The 16,143-nt window shown below is 61.6% G+C and carries 13 protein-coding genes and 7 pseudogenes; 9 read left to right on the top strand and 11 right to left on the bottom strand.

The window, feature by feature from the left end; translation table 11 throughout:
- Both ACOJB8_RS38100 and istA read right to left on the bottom strand, forming a co-directional pair.
- Positions 1–154, bottom strand: a pseudogene (locus ACOJB8_RS38100) (ATP-binding protein); the annotation flags it as partial.
- A pseudogene (gene istA / locus ACOJB8_RS38095) lies at positions 151–1,793 on the bottom strand (IS21 family transposase). The pseudogenes istA and ACOJB8_RS38100, both read right to left, overlap by 4 nt.
- Positions 1,794–1,985: 192 nt before the next feature.
- Between istA and ACOJB8_RS38090 the strand changes: the two are divergent.
- The 8 genes and pseudogenes from ACOJB8_RS38090 to ACOJB8_RS38055 all read left to right on the top strand — a co-directional run.
- Positions 1,986–2,405, top strand: a complete 420-nt coding sequence (locus ACOJB8_RS38090; protein WP_342924822.1) for a replication initiation protein — start codon at positions 1,986–1,988, stop codon at positions 2,403–2,405.
- Positions 2,395–2,451: pseudogene (locus ACOJB8_RS38085) on the top strand (hypothetical protein); the annotation flags it as partial. The gene ACOJB8_RS38090 and the pseudogene ACOJB8_RS38085, both read left to right, overlap by 11 nt.
- A gap of 48 nt (positions 2,452–2,499) precedes the next feature.
- A complete protein-coding gene (locus ACOJB8_RS38080) occupies positions 2,500–2,757 on the top strand; it encodes a replication initiation protein (RefSeq protein ID WP_342924834.1) in 258 nt (85 codons plus the stop codon).
- A 155-nt stretch (positions 2,758–2,912) separates the two neighbouring features.
- Positions 2,913–3,529 (top strand): annotated as a pseudogene (locus ACOJB8_RS38075) (IS6 family transposase).
- 54 nt (positions 3,530–3,583) lie between these two features.
- Positions 3,584–3,721 (top strand): annotated as a pseudogene (locus ACOJB8_RS38070) (transposase domain-containing protein); the annotation flags it as partial.
- Positions 3,722–4,374: 653 nt separating this feature from the next.
- Positions 4,375–5,058 carry a clostripain-related cysteine peptidase gene (locus ACOJB8_RS38065; RefSeq protein WP_475017277.1) on the top strand — a complete coding sequence of 228 codons (684 nt, stop codon included), beginning with the start codon at positions 4,375–4,377 and terminating at the stop codon, positions 5,056–5,058.
- Entirely contained in the window at positions 5,055–5,546 is a 492-nt protein-coding gene (locus ACOJB8_RS38060; RefSeq protein ID WP_475017275.1) for a hypothetical protein, read from the top strand. Before ACOJB8_RS38065 ends, ACOJB8_RS38060 begins: the two co-directional genes overlap by 4 nt.
- A gap of 121 nt (positions 5,547–5,667) precedes the next feature.
- Positions 5,668–6,126: pseudogene (locus tag ACOJB8_RS38055) on the top strand (transposase); the annotation flags it as partial.
- Between the two features lie 35 nt (positions 6,127–6,161).
- Here ACOJB8_RS38055 and ACOJB8_RS38050 read toward each other — a convergent pair.
- Positions 6,162–6,403 (bottom strand): annotated as a pseudogene (locus tag ACOJB8_RS38050) (IS6 family transposase); the annotation flags it as partial.
- 97 nt (positions 6,404–6,500) lie between these two features.
- On the opposite strand from ACOJB8_RS38050, the gene ACOJB8_RS38045 reads away from it, so the two are divergent.
- Entirely contained in the window at positions 6,501–7,508 is a 1,008-nt protein-coding gene (locus ACOJB8_RS38045) for a response regulator transcription factor (protein ID WP_342924819.1), read from the top strand.
- Between the two features lie 32 nt (positions 7,509–7,540).
- Here the strand turns inward: ACOJB8_RS38045 and sctC are convergent, their stop codons facing one another.
- From sctC to sctJ, 8 genes are all read right to left on the bottom strand, one after another.
- Complete coding sequence (gene sctC / locus ACOJB8_RS38040; protein ID WP_475017282.1) at positions 7,541–9,343, bottom strand: type III secretion system outer membrane ring subunit SctC; 1,803 nt, start codon at positions 9,341–9,343, stop codon at positions 7,541–7,543.
- Positions 9,344–9,399: 56 nt separating this feature from the next.
- On the bottom strand, positions 9,400–10,872 hold the full coding sequence (locus ACOJB8_RS38035) for a helix-turn-helix domain-containing protein (RefSeq protein WP_475017273.1): 1,473 nt from the start codon (positions 10,870–10,872) through the stop codon (positions 9,400–9,402).
- A gap of 69 nt (positions 10,873–10,941) precedes the next feature.
- Entirely contained in the window at positions 10,942–11,868 is a 927-nt protein-coding gene (gene sctT / locus ACOJB8_RS38030; RefSeq protein WP_475017271.1) for a type III secretion system export apparatus subunit SctT, read from the bottom strand.
- On the bottom strand, positions 11,865–12,371 hold the full coding sequence (locus ACOJB8_RS38025) for a hypothetical protein (RefSeq protein WP_475017269.1): 507 nt from the start codon (positions 12,369–12,371) through the stop codon (positions 11,865–11,867). The genes sctT and ACOJB8_RS38025 overlap by 4 nt, the downstream gene beginning before the upstream one ends.
- Positions 12,368–13,723, bottom strand: coding sequence for a type III secretion system ATPase SctN (gene sctN / locus ACOJB8_RS38020; protein ID WP_475017268.1), 1,356 nt, complete (start codon positions 13,721–13,723; stop codon positions 12,368–12,370). Before sctN ends, ACOJB8_RS38025 begins: the two co-directional genes overlap by 4 nt.
- Positions 13,720–14,529 (bottom strand): type III secretion system stator protein SctL, encoded by an 810-nt coding sequence (gene sctL, locus ACOJB8_RS38015; RefSeq protein ID WP_475017280.1) that lies wholly within the window; start codon positions 14,527–14,529, stop codon positions 13,720–13,722. The genes sctN and sctL overlap by 4 nt, the downstream gene beginning before the upstream one ends.
- Positions 14,514–15,257 (bottom strand): type III secretion protein HrpB4, encoded by a 744-nt coding sequence (locus tag ACOJB8_RS38010; RefSeq protein ID WP_368692854.1) that lies wholly within the window; start codon positions 15,255–15,257, stop codon positions 14,514–14,516. The genes sctL and ACOJB8_RS38010 overlap by 16 nt, the downstream gene beginning before the upstream one ends.
- The gene (gene sctJ / locus ACOJB8_RS38005; protein WP_475017265.1) at positions 15,254–16,114 is read right to left on the bottom strand and encodes a type III secretion system inner membrane ring lipoprotein SctJ; all 861 of its coding nucleotides are present in this window, start codon (positions 16,112–16,114) and stop codon (positions 15,254–15,256) included. Before sctJ ends, ACOJB8_RS38010 begins: the two co-directional genes overlap by 4 nt.
- Between the last annotated feature and the right edge of the window lie 29 nt (positions 16,115–16,143).

The following is a 16,143-nucleotide window of genomic DNA, read 5'->3' as shown; positions in this document are numbered from 1 at the left end:
GGTCGAGTTCGTCCTGCAGGATCAGCGCAAAGGTCTCGAGGAACGGTTGCTGGGTACCCTGTGCCTGCAGTACGCGCGTCTCGAGCGTGTCGCGCACGCCTGACAGCCGCAGCAGCCTGAGGGCACGTTCGATGTCCGGTAACGTGGTGGTCATGCTGTTTCTCCAGTGGTTGGGGCGGGTTGCGATCCAGCGCTGTGCTGCGCGCCGGCATTGAAGAGCTCGCCATATTCGGCGGCGGGCCGGATCAGGGGATGCTCCTGGGTAAGCGGCAAGGCCAGCTGGGGCGCGCGCTCCAGGCGCTCAAGCGCCTGCTCGAACAGTCGCTCGACGACGGCGCGTACCTGCCGGTAGCGATAGAGGTGGTGCCGCAGGGCGTGGTCGCATGCCTGTTCGACGAGCCACGCGGGATACTTCTTCGCCAGCGCGACGATGCCCCACATGCCGCGATGGCCGACGCGGCCTTCGGCGTCAAACAGGTGCTGGCACAGTGCCTTCGCCTGTGGACCGATGTCGCTGGCGCTGGCGAGCGCCAGGCCCGTCTGGCGCGACGGGTTGAACGGGCGTTCGCTCTCGGGAAGCTCGAGCGAGCCGGGTTGCATGTGGCGCGGGTGCGTGCGCAGCAGCTCTTGCGTGCGGCGATCGCGGATCTCGATCGTGGTGTCGTAGATGCGCACACACACGAGGCTGCCGATGGGCGCGGGCCGTGCCGCATAGTTGCTGCGATCGATGCTCACGGTAGTGTCGTCCCAGACAGTGCGAACGACCTCGGTGAAGTAGCGGAATCCGGTGGCCGGCAGAGGCCGCAGGTGCGGCTTCTCCTCCTGGAACATCGCCTCGACCTGTCGTCGGGCGCTGCCGTGGATGCGTTTGGCGGCCCAGTTCTCTTCCCAGTGCATCAGGAATTCGTTCTGGGCTTCGATGGATTCGAAGCGCCGACCGGTGAGCGCGGTGTTCTGCGTATGCTGGATCGCGTTCTCCACGGTACCCTTTCGATTCGGGTCTCGTACCCGGGCTGGGTCGGCGACGACGCTGTAATGCTCGAGCATCGCCGCATAGAGCCGGTTGAGTTCCGGTTCGTAGAGATCGGGGGTGATGACGCCCTCCCGCAGGTTATCGAGGACGACGTAGCTCACGCTGCCACCGAAGTACCGGAAGGCTTCCTCGTGAAGCTGGGCCCAGACCTGTTTGCCGGACTTCCAGACCACGCGCCGGAAGCTGCGCCGCGAGTACCGCAGGGTCATGACGAACAGCCGTGGTTTCCGGTATCGCCCCGTCTTCGGATCTCGGGTTGGGGCGCCTTCGCCGTAATCGACCTGGGCTTCTTCTCCGGCGGCGAATTCGAGGCGATCAAATTGCTCGGGATCGACGTGGCGAAGCGCCCGGACGAACCGTTTGACGCTGTCGTAGCTCGAAACTGGTCGACCAGATCCTGGTAGATGGCCTGGGCGTTGCGCTTCAGGCGTATCTGCTGCTCGATCCAGTCGCGATGGGGTTCGCTGGCCGAGCGGGCGAAGTTGAACGGTTTGACCGGTGTGGCAACGCCGGAAGCCGGTGGGCGCGGAGATGGCGGGGTTTGGGATGGAGGAGTTTGCGTGCCCGCCGGCTCTGTCATGCCGGCGGGCGCGGCGGTGGAGGAATTTGCGCACGCTGCCCGCTGTGCTTCGAAAAGCGCCTGGTAACGGCGGATCGTCTTGCGGTCGACCCCGGTGAGCTCATGAATCCGGCGCTGGCTCACGCCGCGCTCGAGCAATGTGAATATCGTGCTTCGCAGATGCTGCTTCAAGACGTTCACCCCTTGATCTCCTTCTTCTTCGAAGGAGACAAAAATAAACGTCCTGCAGCATCGTTCGTGGTCGCTCAGCAGTTCAGCCGGGGAGCGTCAGGTGGGGGAATTTGAAGTGCCCATACCCGGAGGAGTTTGGGTGCCCGCCGGGGTGTGGGCTTTCTGTCATCGTCGAATCGGGTCAAGTTAGGAAGCGTCAGAATGAAAGTACCGGCAACACTTCAAGAAATGCACGATATCGCTCTCTCCGAGCGGTACGTTAACATGAGCAATGCCCTCACGCGTGCCGCCCAAGGCCTCAAACTGATCGAGAAGCGGCTGATATCTGCCGCGATCGCTCAAAGCGATTCGGTCGAACTGCGCAAGCTGGCGGCTGCCTTGGGACCAAACGAGGGGTGGCGGGTAAAACTGTCCGCGCAGGAATACGCAGCGGCCTTTGCCGTCGACCAGCCGACGGCTTACGTGCAGCTTCGGGAGGCCGCAGAGTCGATCTTTTACAAGTACATTCGTACCGTAGAACAGACACGCCGGGGCGAAAAAAAAAGAGCGCAAATACCGGTGGGTCTCCGGAAATACGTATCACGAAGGCGAGGGCTGGGTCGACGTCAATTTTTCGCCTGAGGTCGCGCCATTCCTGTTGGGCCTGCGCACGGAATTCACAACCTACAAGCTTAAGCATACCGCCGCGCTGCGGTCCGTCTACTCGTGGCGCCTGATGGAGATGTTCGCCCAATATCGGGACACTGGCCTGGTCCGTATTAGCTTCGACGACTTTTGTCATGCGATGGATGCGCCCCCGAGTTGTGTCAAAGACTTTGGCCAGATGCGACGACGCGTAATCGAGGTCGCCGTCGACGAGCTGACCGGCAAGGATGGCCTGCTTATCGAGTGGAAGCCAACCAAGCAGGGCGGCCGAAAGGTCACTGGCGTGGAGTTCCGGTTTAAGCCGAATCCGCAACTGTTCCTTTTCTGACACCAACACACCAACTCATGACGCACGACTAGAAGGTGTTAGGCACTTTCGGTCAGACCTGGTAACCTGGCGGAATGAAAAAGCGCAGGCCTTACCCAACGGATGTATCGGATGGGCACTGTCACGTTGGCGAGGTAGTCACGCAAGATGCCACGATGAAGAAAAGAAAATCGCTTTATCACGGCCACCGGTTCCCGGCGGCAGTCATTAGTCTCGCGGTTCGGCGGTATTTACGGTTCCAACTCAGCCCGAGTGATATTGAAGAACTGCTGTTCGAGCGCGGTGTCGTTGTCAGTTACGAGACGATCCGCCGCTCGTGCGACAAATTCGGCGCGGGCTTCGCACATCGCGTCCCTGCTGCAGAAACATCGCGATAAGGTCGCGGCAAAGCGCTTCTTCAACCGCGTGCTGGCCGCCTGTGCCAACGCGCCACGAAGGATTGTCATCGATCAGTTGCGCAGCTATCCGGCCGCGAAGGCCGAAATTCCCGAACAGGCAAACATCAAACACGTCTTCGTCAAAAGCCAGTGCCCGGGTGAACAACCGTGCCGAAAACAGCCATCAACCTACGCGTGAGCGCGAACGCCGGATGCGTGGTTTCCACGAGCATGGTCGCACACAAGCATTCTTATCGAGCTTCGGACCGATTCGCCAGCACTTCGCGCTCAAGCGACATTTACTGCGTGCCTCACGCTATCGCAAACAGCTCGCCGCACGCTTTGCCGGGTGGCATCGCTTCACTGGGCTCACCCAGGATCTGTCCAATTTCTGAGCAAATCTACCTCCTGTGCGCTCTTGCGTCTCGTATACCTTAACGTGACAACGCCATCCGCGCGCCTACCTGGACTATGTGCTGACCCACATCGCCGATCACAAAATCAACCGCACCGACGAGCTCTTGCCCTGGTGGTGTGTAGCCGACAAGCTGCACACGCGAGCCAGTCCGCCGAATTCCGCCACCTGACCGGCAGCTTCAGTTCACGATCATGCCTCACCCGCAAGAGCATGGACAAACGGCCCAGCTGGGCCGCTTACTTTGCACCGGAACCCCAGACCCGTACGCTGTAGGGTCGCGAGCGGGTGCCCTGTACCTCGCAGACAATGATATCGTCAGCCTGCCACTGTGAATCCGAGACAGCCTGCCCATTGTCGCGCGACTTCGCGACCGTGTAGGCGTCCAGCCATGCGGTGAGCTGTTGCATTTGTCGCAAATGCGACGTTGAGAACATTGAAGCTTCCGCTTCGGAAGACTCGCTGGAATACCGAACTGACGAGGGATTTGCCGCCTCATGCATACTTGGCACAAAAAATGCTGGCCAAGAGAGAAATTAGGGGTGCGGCAGCAGGCAGCGATATCGCCATGGCCAACTCGTTCAACGTAACGATCGTTAGGGATGCACAATGATAGCGTTATCGAAAGGAGAGGCGGGCGAAGGCCATGCTGCCCACGGAGAGCTATCCCTTCCCGGCATGAAGGCCGGGGTTCCCCGCGCATTCTAATGAAAAGATTTTTTGTATCAATCGCCTCGTTTGTGTTGCTACTGTCGATGACGGTGACCTCAGCCGCTGCAGCCGTGGCTGCCCCGCGCCGTTGCCGATGTGGAACTGTTGATTCTCATGAATGGGAAGAATAATCTCGAACCGTTTGCTCTGCAAAACTGGGGGCAGATCGCGAACGCGGGAAGTACAGACGAGGTGGCCATTGCCGTCGAGTTCGGACGAATCGGCGATCTCGATGGACCCCGTAGCTGGGGCGGCGTGAAGCGCTTTTTTGTCGAAAAAGGCATGATTCCGGATGCGGCGAACGCAGTACAGGACCCAGCACAGCTAGTGCGGAATGCGGACATGGGCGACTTCGATGCATTTCGTAATTTCCTCGCATCGGGAAAGCAATACCATGCTGCGAAGCACTATCTGGTGGTTGTTTGGAATCACGGAGTGGAGTGGCGCGCGAACCGAAAGTCGTCGGCTCCTATGCGATCCGTGTCGTTCGATGAAGAAACTCAACATACACTTTATAACGTCGACGTGCCCAATTCGATCCAGCAGGTATTTGGAGAAGAAAAGATCGACGTCGTTGGCTTTGATGCTTGTCTAATGGCGAATCTAGAAAATGCATACGAGTTGCGCTCGCGAGCGAGTTATTTGGTTGGAAGCGAGGAACTGGAGCCGTGCGCGGGATGGGACTACGGGTTCCTCGGCGAACTCGTCAAAAAACCGGCGATGAGCGGGAGCGATCTGTCCAAAGCGATTGTCGCACACTACGCAAATTACTATACCGCTAACCCGTCGGCCACGTGACACTTTCCGCAATCGATCTTGGTAAAGTCGTCCAGATTGTCGAGGGGCTAGATCGAAGTGCCGCGTCGATCGAGGCCAACGCGCCGGTCGCATTCGTGCCACTGGCATCGCCGTTCAGTCGCGGCGCTGTGTCCTCATTGTCAGAGCCGTCGTTCGACCGTACTGCGGCTGCGCGCGAATCGCGCGCACCTCTGCGCTACTACGGCGTGACCGTCGGCGCAGTCGATCTCTCCGCGTGGCTGGTCGACCTTGTCGCGAGCAGATTGACCGATCCAGTGACGGCGTCCTCCGCAAGCAGCGCGCGGACCGCTCTCCGGGCGGCTGTTCTCGTCAATTTTCACGCAGGCTGCTCGGCTAGCGCGACGGCTTGCGGTGACAATGGTCTATCGATCCTTTTTCCCAAGAGCGGTACGGACTACAAGTTCTTAGTCGATGCAAGCGAGCTTCCGGCTCCTGTCACCCAGTTCGAAGGCGACATACAACGGTAACCTGCCCGTGAAGGGCGCGCGGCAACGCCGCTAGCAGGTTGCGGAAGTACCGCTGAAACACGTCATCGCGCAGAGTTCGTGAAGCGTTGATAGATGAACCACCACTTGCCGACTGGAAATCATGCGCGGCGCCGACACGTTCACCGAGAGTCTGTTTTCCATGCGCAAGCTGAATGACTTCGTCCCGAAGTCGCATTCATTGCGTTCGATACGCGTGATGGCGAACGAAGCGCTGGCGAGGATGGATCGACTGTTCGCCGAGAGGTACGAAGCGGACATAAAAGGTGGACGGCCGAGCATCGCGCCAGAGAAGTTGCTGCGAGCCATGCTAATCCAAGTGCTCTATAGCATTCGCTCGGAGCACCAACTGATGGAGCAGGTTCAATATAACCTGCTTTTTCGCTGGTTCATCGGCCTGGCAATGGATGACGAGCTCTGGGTGCCCACGGTCTTCACGAAGAACCTCGAACGCCTGATCAAACACGACGCAGTCATCGAATTCTTCAACGAAGTGGTGGCCATTGCCGAGAAGAAGTGCCTGCTCTCGGGTGAGCATTTCAGCGTGGACGGCCCCTCAATCCATTGCGCCTCGTATACCTTAATGTGACAACGCCCTCGCCACGACTGACCGGCTTTCAAGGCCAGGCGATTCCAGTGTTTGACGAATTCCGGCGTGAAGCGCGCTGGACCCAGCGCATGATCGTGCGCCATCGACAGACCGCGCTCGGCGATCACATTTCAGCGAGGTCCCAAAAGCTGAGCTTGTAACACAGGTACCAGCGCACATAGAGGGCAATAACCTCGCGATCGAAGTGGCGCCCGTTGAACAATCCGTCAATGTCTTTCAGCTTACCCATTGGCTCGTGCTCGTCAAAATCCCGGGCGTAACAGACCAGCGCATCCAAATTGCACCACTACCGGATTCAGAATATGTTTTCCGAACAGGAGTTGTCCATGAAATTCGCGGTCCTGACGCACAGTGGTTCGCTGTTCCAGTTGTTGAATGAAAATTTCATGGACGATGCAGTCAGGTGCCAGCTGTTCCACGATGACGTTTCGCTGTCAAGGGCCATGTATCGCGAGGACTTCTGCGCGATCTTCATCGACCTTGGTTGCCTGGACAGCAACAGCGCCGTACTGGAGCGTCGCCGATGTTACGCGGACCGTCGCGCGCCATTGATCGTCGTGGGCACCTTCAATGACCGCGCGAGCATTGAAATGGCCTATGCAGCGGGCGCGGACGAAGTCGTCATCGCGCCGTATACAAGTCTTGAACTGGCCGCACGCACATACCAGACGCTGCGCCGCTTTGGCCAGGGGACGACGCCGCTTGACGACGATAGCGTGACCGTGGGCGCTTATACCCTTGAACGACGTACGGCATCGATCCTGGTGGGCGATGAATCCGTGCGGCTGACGTCGCGCGAATTCGCCATTGCGTGGATGCTGTTCTCGCACGCAGGCGAATATGTGAGCCGCAGGCAGATTGCCGCGGCCGTGTGGGGCAGTACCGAGGATATCGTCGGTCGCACGCTTGAGCAGCACATCTACAAACTGCGCAAGAAATTAGGCCTCAACGGGTTGCTTGGCGTGCAGCTGCGCACTATGTACGCGCATGGTTACCGGATCGAACTTGGCGGTGCTCAAGCCGATGCAACCCGCACAAGCGCCGTGTCGCAGGACGCCGAGGTTGCGGACATGGGTTCCAGACAGCCACGAGGAGCGGCCGATTGCCCCGCACCGCAGCTTAGGTGCCCTGCCGCTGCCCCAGCGCGAGTTTCCGCCGGCGCACCTCACAAAGCCACTGAACGGCGCATACGCGCAAATAGCTGTCTTTCGCCCTGTTGCCGGAGCTGCCGCCCAGTCGGTGCAGCCTTGGCCGGCGTCACCGACTGCTTGCTGGATTCCCGGCTCGCTGGCCAACGGCATTGCCGGTACGCGCGCCAGCCACTGCGGGGATGATCCGGACGCCGACTGAGCGTTATGCGCCCCCATCAGAACTCGATCGCGCGCGGCGTCAGCAGGAAGATGCGCTCCATGTGCGAGTGGCTATTGGTGTTGTTGCGAAACAGCGCGCCGAGAACGGGAATTTTGGAGTTGCCCGGTACGTTGGTAGTGCCATTGGACTCTGCGTCTGTACTGTAGCCTACAATCAGCAGGCTCTCGCCCTGCGTGACAAACGCCTGCGTATTTATCACGCTCTCGGTGATGACCGGCAATGTGTCGACAGTCTGGTCGCCGGCAATCTGGCCGTCTTCGATATGCACGTTAAGCTTGATCCGAGTCTCGCCGTTCTCCTGCGCGACCATGGGCAACACGCGCAGCGAGACGCCAGTCGAGATGCTGTAGAGATCCGCCGACGTATAGCCTGATACCCGCACGAAGAAGCGTGTCTTGTTGTCCATCACCGCTTCGACATTATCGAGCGTGGCGACCTTCGGAGTGGCATCGATCTTGGCGAGCGTAGTGGATTCCGAAGCATTTGCACGCGCGAGCAGATAGCGGCCAGCGTCGCCGAGGACCGCCGTGATAGAACCGCCCACCGGTGTTGAATTGATGACGGCGGTGCCGTCCGACAGCGTGGTCGTTCCGAAGCTTGGATTCAGCGAGCCTGTGTAGCCGGTCTGAGACGTGGCGCCGGAGTCGGTCTGGAGGTCGAGATGGCGGTTGTGCGCGCGCCAGTCGATCCCGATCTGCTTGAGCAAGTCGTCGTCGATCTCGATGATGTGGGCTTCGATCTCGATCACCTTCGGGCGTACGTCGAGCGGACTGATCAGCGCGTCGTACTGATCGATGCGCTGCGGAATATCCCGCACCAGCACGGAGTTGGTGATCGGATCGGCCTGGATCACCGGCAGTGACGCATCCAGCCCGCCGGAGCCGCCGCCGTTGTTGTTGTTGCCGCCAAAGAACGCATTTCCCGCGCCCGGATTGCCCGTCATGCCGCCGACTTCACCACCGTAGGTTGCCCCCACGTTCAGGTTCGAGGGCAACGGCGGCATCAGCATTTGCGGCGCGCCGCCGCCTCCGCCACTGCCGACAGTGCTGCGAAAGCCGCCGCCGTCGGCGCTGCCGCTCAGATCGCTCATCTGCTGCACGCGCTGGATACTTGGCGAGCCTGAAGCCGGCGCATTATCTAAGCCGTGCCGAGGATGGTAGATGCTCGACAGCACGCTCGCCACGCCGGCCACCGTAATGTTCTGGCCGTCGATCTGGACCTTGTGGTCGTCGGCCCAGGCGTGATACAGCTTGAACACCCTTACCACCGGTCCCGAAGTGCGGTCTTTCGACTGGTCAACCCGCTGAGCGATCGACTGCACAACCTGCACGTATTGCGGCGGACCGTTCACCAGCACGGTGCCGGCCGCCGCGTCATAGGTCACTGGAAAGCGCGGATCGTCAAGCCGCATCGAGCGCAACGCGCGGACCAGCTGTGCGGGCGAAGCGTGATCGAGATAGATCACCTGGCGGGTTACATCGTTGGCGTTACTGATTGAGAGGATATTGCCGCCGTAGAACCAGACCAAGCCGAACGTGGACGCGAGCGTATCGAGAAAGCGCTGCGGCGTCATGTTGAATTCGCCGCTGACCGTGCCTTGCACGTTGCTGGCGATTGAGGTGGTGATGCCCTGGCTTGCCGTGAAATCGCGCAGCACGTCGGTCAGGTTCTTACCGTGCGCCAGGATATGCACGGTCTGATTGCGCCAGCGCACGGGTGTGGCGTGCGTCCATGAGGGCACGCCCGCGCTGATGAGCGCAGCAACGAGTATCGCCCTGAAGAGGAGCGTCGATTTCATGTCGGATGGGGAATAGGAATTGGACGGATGTCGAATAGGCTCGCGACCAGGAAAAGCTAGCGTTTCAGCGTTTCGGAAGGCAGTTCGTGAAATTGCTTGCGATATCCGTTGATGAGCGTCGAGCGGTTCTTCACGCCCCATCGGCCGGCCGCGTGCAATATTCCGCGCTCGCTGGCGGACGACCCGTCGAGGAGTTCCCCGCGAATACGCTCCATCCGCTGGCGGCGGATCAACTCGGTAGGCGAAAGTCCCAGTAAGGCGCGAAACGCGCTTTGCAATGCGCGTTCGGTCACGCCAATCTCCGCCGCGACTTCCCGGACCGACAGATCATGACGATCAAGGTTTTCGAGCACGAACTGATAAGCACGCCGATATTTTGCAGGCAACCGTGCGCCTATATCGTCAAGTTGCGGCGCGGCCTTCGTGTTCCGCTCAATAAGCAGCGCGCGCAGATATGAATCCGCGCGCAGGCACTGCATCGCGACCAGCGCATAACGGCTATACAGCTGCGTTGCTTCCAGCCCGCGCCCTTGCGACTGCCGCGTCTTGCAAAGGCAGTAGAGATATTCAAGTTGGCGATGTCCTGTGAAGACCTGCCGCGCCACGTGGTGCAGGGGGGCGAGCACTTCTTCCGCCAATTGCGGCGTGGCGCCGGCGAGGGCGGCGAGCGCCGCTTCAAGCCGCGCGGTGCGCTGGTAATCCGGCAGGTTTTCTTCGCCCGCCCAGCGCAGATGGTCGAGCAGCTTGCCGAACGCGGCGCGCTCGCCACTGGCCGCCGCGCGTTGCTGGCGCAGCGAGTCGATGCGAATGCGAAGCAGTGGCGAGCGGACGTACGCGGTATCGGCGAGCAGTTCGTCGATACCGCGCGAAGGCGTGCCGAATACAAGCGTGGCGTGGTCGGCAAGGCTCGACTGCCAGAACACGTGATCCTGCAGCGCGGCCGCCGAGCGGATATCTGCCTGCACGGCAAGGTCGAACGCAAGTGTATCGACGAGTTCGCCCCAGTGGCCGCGCGACTCGTCGTCGATCTCGTCCAGCCGTGAGCGCAAGTCAGCGAGTGCGGGGCCGATCTGCGCGGTAATGCCAAGCTCCTGGAGAATGCACACGAGTGCAAAGCGTGCTTCAGCCGCGCCCGAGGGCGTGATATCGGTTTCATCGGCGAGACGCGAAAAACAGGCGAGCGCGGGGCCCAGGCGGTTGCGAAACAGCGCCTGCCAACCAGCGTTGCGGGATGACGCAATACGCAGCGCCCGCTTCGATGAGCGGATCATTTTCTGCGAGCGCCGGTACTCCTCTTCCGCCTCCACTTCCACACGCGCCATGAGTTGCAGGTCGGCGTGACGTTGCACCACCCTGGCGCCCTCGTCCCCTGTGCCGGGGTCTTCCGCCCATCTTCCTGCAATAGATCTCGCGCTCGCGAGCTGGCCCTCGGTCACGGCTTTCACGAAGCGAGCAGCGAAGGGTTCGCCATTGACTGGGCGAGATGCGGAAATGGTGGCGACAAATGGAAAATACAGTGTCGAGAACAAGACTGTGCTCCTGGTGATGCGCTGGCTGCGGCGCGTGTCGTTCCGGATGACAGTCAATGTAACGGTGAGTTAAATCGAGACTTTCAATAAATCTGACTTCCTATGACAATTTGAGGAGTATTGAGTTTTCGTTACCGGATTTGTCACGGCAGGCGGCTGCGCGCCCGACACGGCGTCAGGTTTTCCGGCACCTACCTTCTGCGAAAGCGCCCGCATTCTGACCGAGAAATCCCGCAGGATGAGTTGGTCCTTGACCTCATCCACGAAGAGGCCAACGAAGAGCGCCAGCATCAGCACGGTCATCGTTCCCTTGACGGGCTGGCTCAAGGTCATCAGGTCGAACTTAGCCGCCGATTTGACTGCGAAGGCGAAGGCGAAATCGATCAGCAGCAGGATCAGCATCATTGGCGCGGCGAGTTTGGCGACCAGTTGCATGAGCGTGTCGGTTTCGCGCATGGTGAACGCTTCAACGATGTTCGGGACGTTGGGCGACGCTGCCGAAACCGGCCACCAGTTGTACGACTCGTACACCACTCCGAGGAGAAAGGTCATGCCGCCGAACGCCCAGAACGCGGTGATCGCCATGTGGCCGAGCAGCGCGGCGGTTGGAGTGCATGTTTCGGGCCGCGTGGGGTTGCTGATCTGCACGTTGTTGTAACCGTTCAGGCCATCAATATAAGTGCCTGCGCCTTCCGCGACCCAGAACACCACGGACGCAGCGAAGCCGATCACCAGGCCGATCAGCGTTTCGCGCATTCCCACTTCGACCAGCAGCGCGCCATGCAGCGTGCCAATGAAATCGCGCGGCTGGCCATACGCAACGTAAGCGCTGAACAGTAAGACAAGTGCGGTCCGGACAAGGCCTTGCAGCACGGTGTCGCCAGTTGGCGGAAAGATGTAGAAGGTGACAAACAGGCGCAGCGCACACAGCCCTGTCAGGAGCAGATAGCCGTCGATCAGTTCGACGAATGGCGGCAGCGCTGCAATTGAATTCACGCGGCCACGCTACGCGCGCGCAGCATGCGGCCAACGGCATTCTCCTGCGCCTCGTCGTCAGCGGCATCGCTTGCCGTGTTGTCGATCTCGCGCTGTATGCGACTCGCGCGGTCCTTGGCCAGATCGATACGCATGCGGTTGCCCGCGATCTGCTGGCGAGTCCGGGCAATCGCGGCGTCGCATTGCACCAGTTCTGCCTGCTGCCGTTCGAGAGCGGACAGGTTCATGTGATGGAGCTCGGCGACGCGCTCTAGGTAACGCCGCGCTTCATTGAGCGCTTCGACAGAAAACGCCCGGGTTTCACCCATGAGCGCATCCAGGCGTTCGTTGCGTTCGAGCAGCGCCGCGGCGCTGCTGTCGGCCTGACGCTGGCATGCGACACACAGCGCGACTTGCTGCGCCTGTCCCTCGCGCTGCTGCTGGAGCGTGCCACGCAACACGTCGTCCAGGCGCTGGCGACGACGCGCGGAAAGTTCGAGCGCCACGATGCGGCGATCGCTCATAGCGCTGGTCCGCCGAGTTCGGCGAGGCTGGCGCGGGTGCGCTCAAGCGGTGTGAATTCATCGGTGCCTTGCGTGAGAAAAGCTTCCAGCGCGGCGCGCTTGCCAATCGCTTCATCGGCGACAGGATCGTTGCCCGCCTGGTATTCGCCGATCTGCAGCAGCATCTCGACCTCGCGATACTTAGCCAGCATTTCGCGCACGCGGCCGGCCGCCTGCAGCGTGTGTGCGGGCACCACGCGCGGCATCACCCGCGAGAGACTGCCTAGCACGTCGATGGCGGGATAACGGTTCTTCATCGCGATCTCACGCGAGAGGATCATATGGCCGTCGAGAATGCCGCGTACTTCCTCGGCCACCGGATCGGTCCCGCTCTCGTCGTCGGCAAGTACGGTGTAAAGCGCCGTGATCGAGCCTGAATGCTCTCCCGCGCCCATCCCCGCGCGTTCCAGCAGGCGCGGCAATTCATTGAAGATAGAAGGGGGGAAACCGCGCCGTGCGGGCAGCTCGCCGGCGGTCAGGCCGATCTCGCGGCCCGCGCGAGCAAATCGGGTAAGCGAGTCCATCATCAACAGGACCCGCTGGCCCCGGTCACGAAAATATTCGGCAACTGCAGTTGCAACATACGCAGCCTTCATGCGCTCCATGGAAGACCGGTCCGAGGTCGAGCACACGACCACGGAGCGGGTCATGCCGTCCGCTCCCAGAATCTCCTCGACGAATTCGCGGACTTCACGTCCGCGTTCGCCAATCAGCGCGATCACGTTGATATCGCACTCGGCGCCACGCGCGAACATGCCAAGCAAGGTGCTCTTGCCCACGCCCGCCGATGCGAAGATGCCTACGCGCTGGCCCTCCGCCAGCGTCATCAGGCCATCCACCAGGCGCACGCCGGTGGCAAGAGGTTGCGTAATCGGGCGGCGGCCCATGGCAGGCGGCGGCGTACCGAACACGGGGCGCGTGGCGCTGGTTTCGATCGGCGGACCGCCATCGAGCGGCACGCCCAGGCTGTCGATCACACGGCCGAGCAGCGCGTCGCCTACGCCGACTTCCAGCGGCCGGCCGAGGCCGAACACCTGGGTCGAGCGCGAAATACCGGAAAGCCGCGAGAATGGAGAGAGCAGCGCGAGGTCGCGCGTGAAGCCGACAACTTCCGCGTGCTGCACCGGCCCATCAGCGAGGTTGCGCAGCTCGCATAACTCACCGAGCGATACGTCAAGCCCCGCTACCTTGATCAGCGTGCCGACCACCTCGACCACCTTGCCTGTTCGCACGATGCTCGACGCCTCGAGCAGCTCACGCTCGATTTCGTCGGTGAAAAAGCTGAAATCCGCTTCGAGCCGGGGCTGGTTCATGTGCTGTGCACCTCGCTGGTCTGGTCGCTCGGCGCACCCCCCTCTTCCGGCGAGCCGGAGCTGTGTCGCTCCGCGTCCAGGGCGGCGCGCTTGAGCGCCCGCGACACGGCACTGCGCATTGCACGCAGCTGCGTTTCGAGACTGGCGTCGACCGTGCCGAAATCCGATTCTGCGATGCAACTGCCCGGCGCAAGCCGCCGGTCCGCCACGATGGACAGCGGAAACGCCTGCCCTATTTCCCGCCAACGCATGGCCAGCCGGTCGAAAGCGATGCAGGCGTCATCGTGGTCGTTAGGATGCACGGCGATGTTCAGATAAGTCGCGCCGCCTGCAATGCGGTCGACTTCCGAAAGAGCGCGTTCAAACAACAGGCCGCGCTGTTCGACCCTCACCACCTTTTCGACAGCAACCGACACCACGGCTGCCAGGCACTCGCGCATGCGTCCGAGCAACCGCGCATGTGCGTCGCCTTCTTGCGCGGTGCGCTCGAACCAGTCTGCGAGCGCGCGCTCCTCGCCTTCGCGATAACCTTCCGCCGATGCCGTCTCGCGCTCGCGGCGCGCCTGTTCGATCAACCCGGCCGCCTCCGCACGGCCCGCATCGACAAGCCTTGCTGCTTCCTCTCGCGCCGCAGCCAGCACTGCCTCGCGTTCGCTGTGCAGCACCCGGAAGCCTTCGTCGAGCGCGACCAGCGCGCCGAATTCCGCTGCGCCCATGATTTCCGCGGGAGCACCCACGCGCGTGCTGCCCGGATCATCAGCGGCGCCGTTCTGCAATTGACGAGTGTTTCTCAACCAAATAGCCATGCCCACTCCGGTAGCAGTTCCGGCAGCCGCGCGAATAGCCGCGCGGTACCAGGTGAATCGATCTCGCGCGGCATGCCCGCAATCCATGCGGGCGGATGCAGCATGCGGGGCAACGCCAGGCCCAGCAGCGGACAGGGGGACGCCTGCATTTCGAGGTCGCGCTGCATCAGCATCAGGCCTTCGAGCGAAAGTGCATCTGCGTCCAGTTCGCCCAGCGGCATGATCGGCGCCCGCATGCCAAGACGTGCAAGATCCGGCGCCTCGGCAAGATGCGCGTCGTGGCATAGCGAATCGACTGAGCACCCAGCCCACGCGGAGAGTTGTTCACGCGAGCGCCGGTCGATCAGACGGCGCACTTCCGTGCGCCGGAACGAGAGCGCGCGCATGCGCAGCACCTGCTGTCCGGTGACGGCAGGAACCACGTCGATCAGCGAGGGATTGGGGCTCGCGCCTTGCGGCCGGGGACGCAAGGCCGGCTGCGAGAGCGTTGGGATAGACGGCGCGACCACGCCCGCGCCTGCGCACAAAGCAAGCGATACACGCTCCACGGCAGCAGGCGACGACTGTGCAAGCGCGCGGTTCCAGTCGGCGAGCTGCGCCGCGTCAAGCGCGAGCAGGAACAGTGTCCAGGATGGATGCATCCAGCGCGCGGCTTCGCCAGCGTTGGCGCGATAACTGCGCAGCGCTGCCGCCGCTCGTATGAAAGGTTGGTCGAGCCGCGCGCTCATGGTCGCGTCACTCCTGGTTTGCAGTCGGTTTGCGAACGCGGCGCACGCGCAGGCACGCGTCCCAGAATCCGGCGGACGCGCCCGACCAGACTGCCGCCCGCGCCCTTCACTGCATCCATCCCGGGCTCGCTGCCCGACTGCACGCTGCGCCGCGCCACCACCAGCAACGCGAGCGCAACCACGAGACAGCCGCCCACGATAGCCGCAATCACCCATGCCGACGTGCCGGAAGCGCTTTTTATGCGGGCCACGTCGACCGGGTCGGCTGCCACCGCGGTTACGCTGACTTCGTCGTAATTCAGGCCTTCCACGCTATGCATGACCAGTGTCTTGATCTGCGGTACCAGCGCGCCGACATCCGCGTCCGGCCGGTATTTGATGAACACCGCCGCCGACGACGGCTTGATGATTTGCGCGAGCGGATCGTTGTTCGGAAGCACGATCTGTACGCGTGCGACCAGCACACCGTCCATTTTCGATAACGTCGACGAGAGCTCCTGCGACATGCCATAGATGAACCGCACGCGCTCCTCGGTGGGCGTGGACACCAGGCCGTCCTTCTTGAACAACTCGCCGAGGTTGTCGTAACGGCTGTGCGGCAAGCCAGCCGCGCGCAACACCTGCATGGCCTGCATCAGCTGGCTGTCATCCACTTTCAGCGACCAGGTCTTGCCGCTGTCTGACGTCTCCTTGCCCGCATCCACGCCACGCTCCAGCAGCGCTACGAGCATCTCGTTGGCATCCTGCTCGGCCAACTTGTCGTACAACGCCGTCTTGCAGCCGCCGAGAAGCATGCAGAGCGCAAGCGCGCACAACAGCCATCTGCTTACGGGGCGCAGCCTGCTTTGTTCCACCATGTGCATTCCCTGCGTTTTTCTGAGTGACG

The organism is Paraburkholderia sp. BR10141 (assembly GCF_056155635.1).
Note: the sequence above shows the minus strand (reverse complement) of the source record. Positions and strands in the feature narration are given on the sequence as shown.

Excerpts from the sequence above, each read along its gene's own strand:
- ACOJB8_RS38080 (WP_342924834.1), top strand. The coding sequence starts at position 2,500 with ATGGAGATGTTCGCCCAATATCGGGACACTGGCCTGGTCCGTATTAGC.
- ACOJB8_RS38010 (WP_368692854.1), bottom strand. The coding sequence starts at position 15,257 with ATGAGCGCGCGGCTCGACCAACCTTTCATACGAGCGGCGGCAGCGCTG.
- sctJ (WP_475017265.1), bottom strand. The coding sequence starts at position 16,114 with ATGGTGGAACAAAGCAGGCTGCGCCCCGTAAGCAGATGGCTGTTGTGC.
- ACOJB8_RS38065 (WP_475017277.1), top strand. The coding sequence starts at position 4,375 with ATGAATGGGAAGAATAATCTCGAACCGTTTGCTCTGCAAAACTGGGGG.
- ACOJB8_RS38090 (WP_342924822.1), top strand. The coding sequence starts at position 1,986 with ATGAAAGTACCGGCAACACTTCAAGAAATGCACGATATCGCTCTCTCC.
- sctN (WP_475017268.1), bottom strand. The coding sequence starts at position 13,723 with ATGAACCAGCCCCGGCTCGAAGCGGATTTCAGCTTTTTCACCGACGAA.
- sctL (WP_475017280.1), bottom strand. The coding sequence starts at position 14,529 with ATGGCTATTTGGTTGAGAAACACTCGTCAATTGCAGAACGGCGCCGCT.
- ACOJB8_RS38045 (WP_342924819.1), top strand. The coding sequence starts at position 6,501 with ATGAAATTCGCGGTCCTGACGCACAGTGGTTCGCTGTTCCAGTTGTTG.
- ACOJB8_RS38025 (WP_475017269.1), bottom strand. The coding sequence starts at position 12,371 with ATGAGCGATCGCCGCATCGTGGCGCTCGAACTTTCCGCGCGTCGTCGC.
- sctC (WP_475017282.1), bottom strand. The coding sequence starts at position 9,343 with ATGAAATCGACGCTCCTCTTCAGGGCGATACTCGTTGCTGCGCTCATC.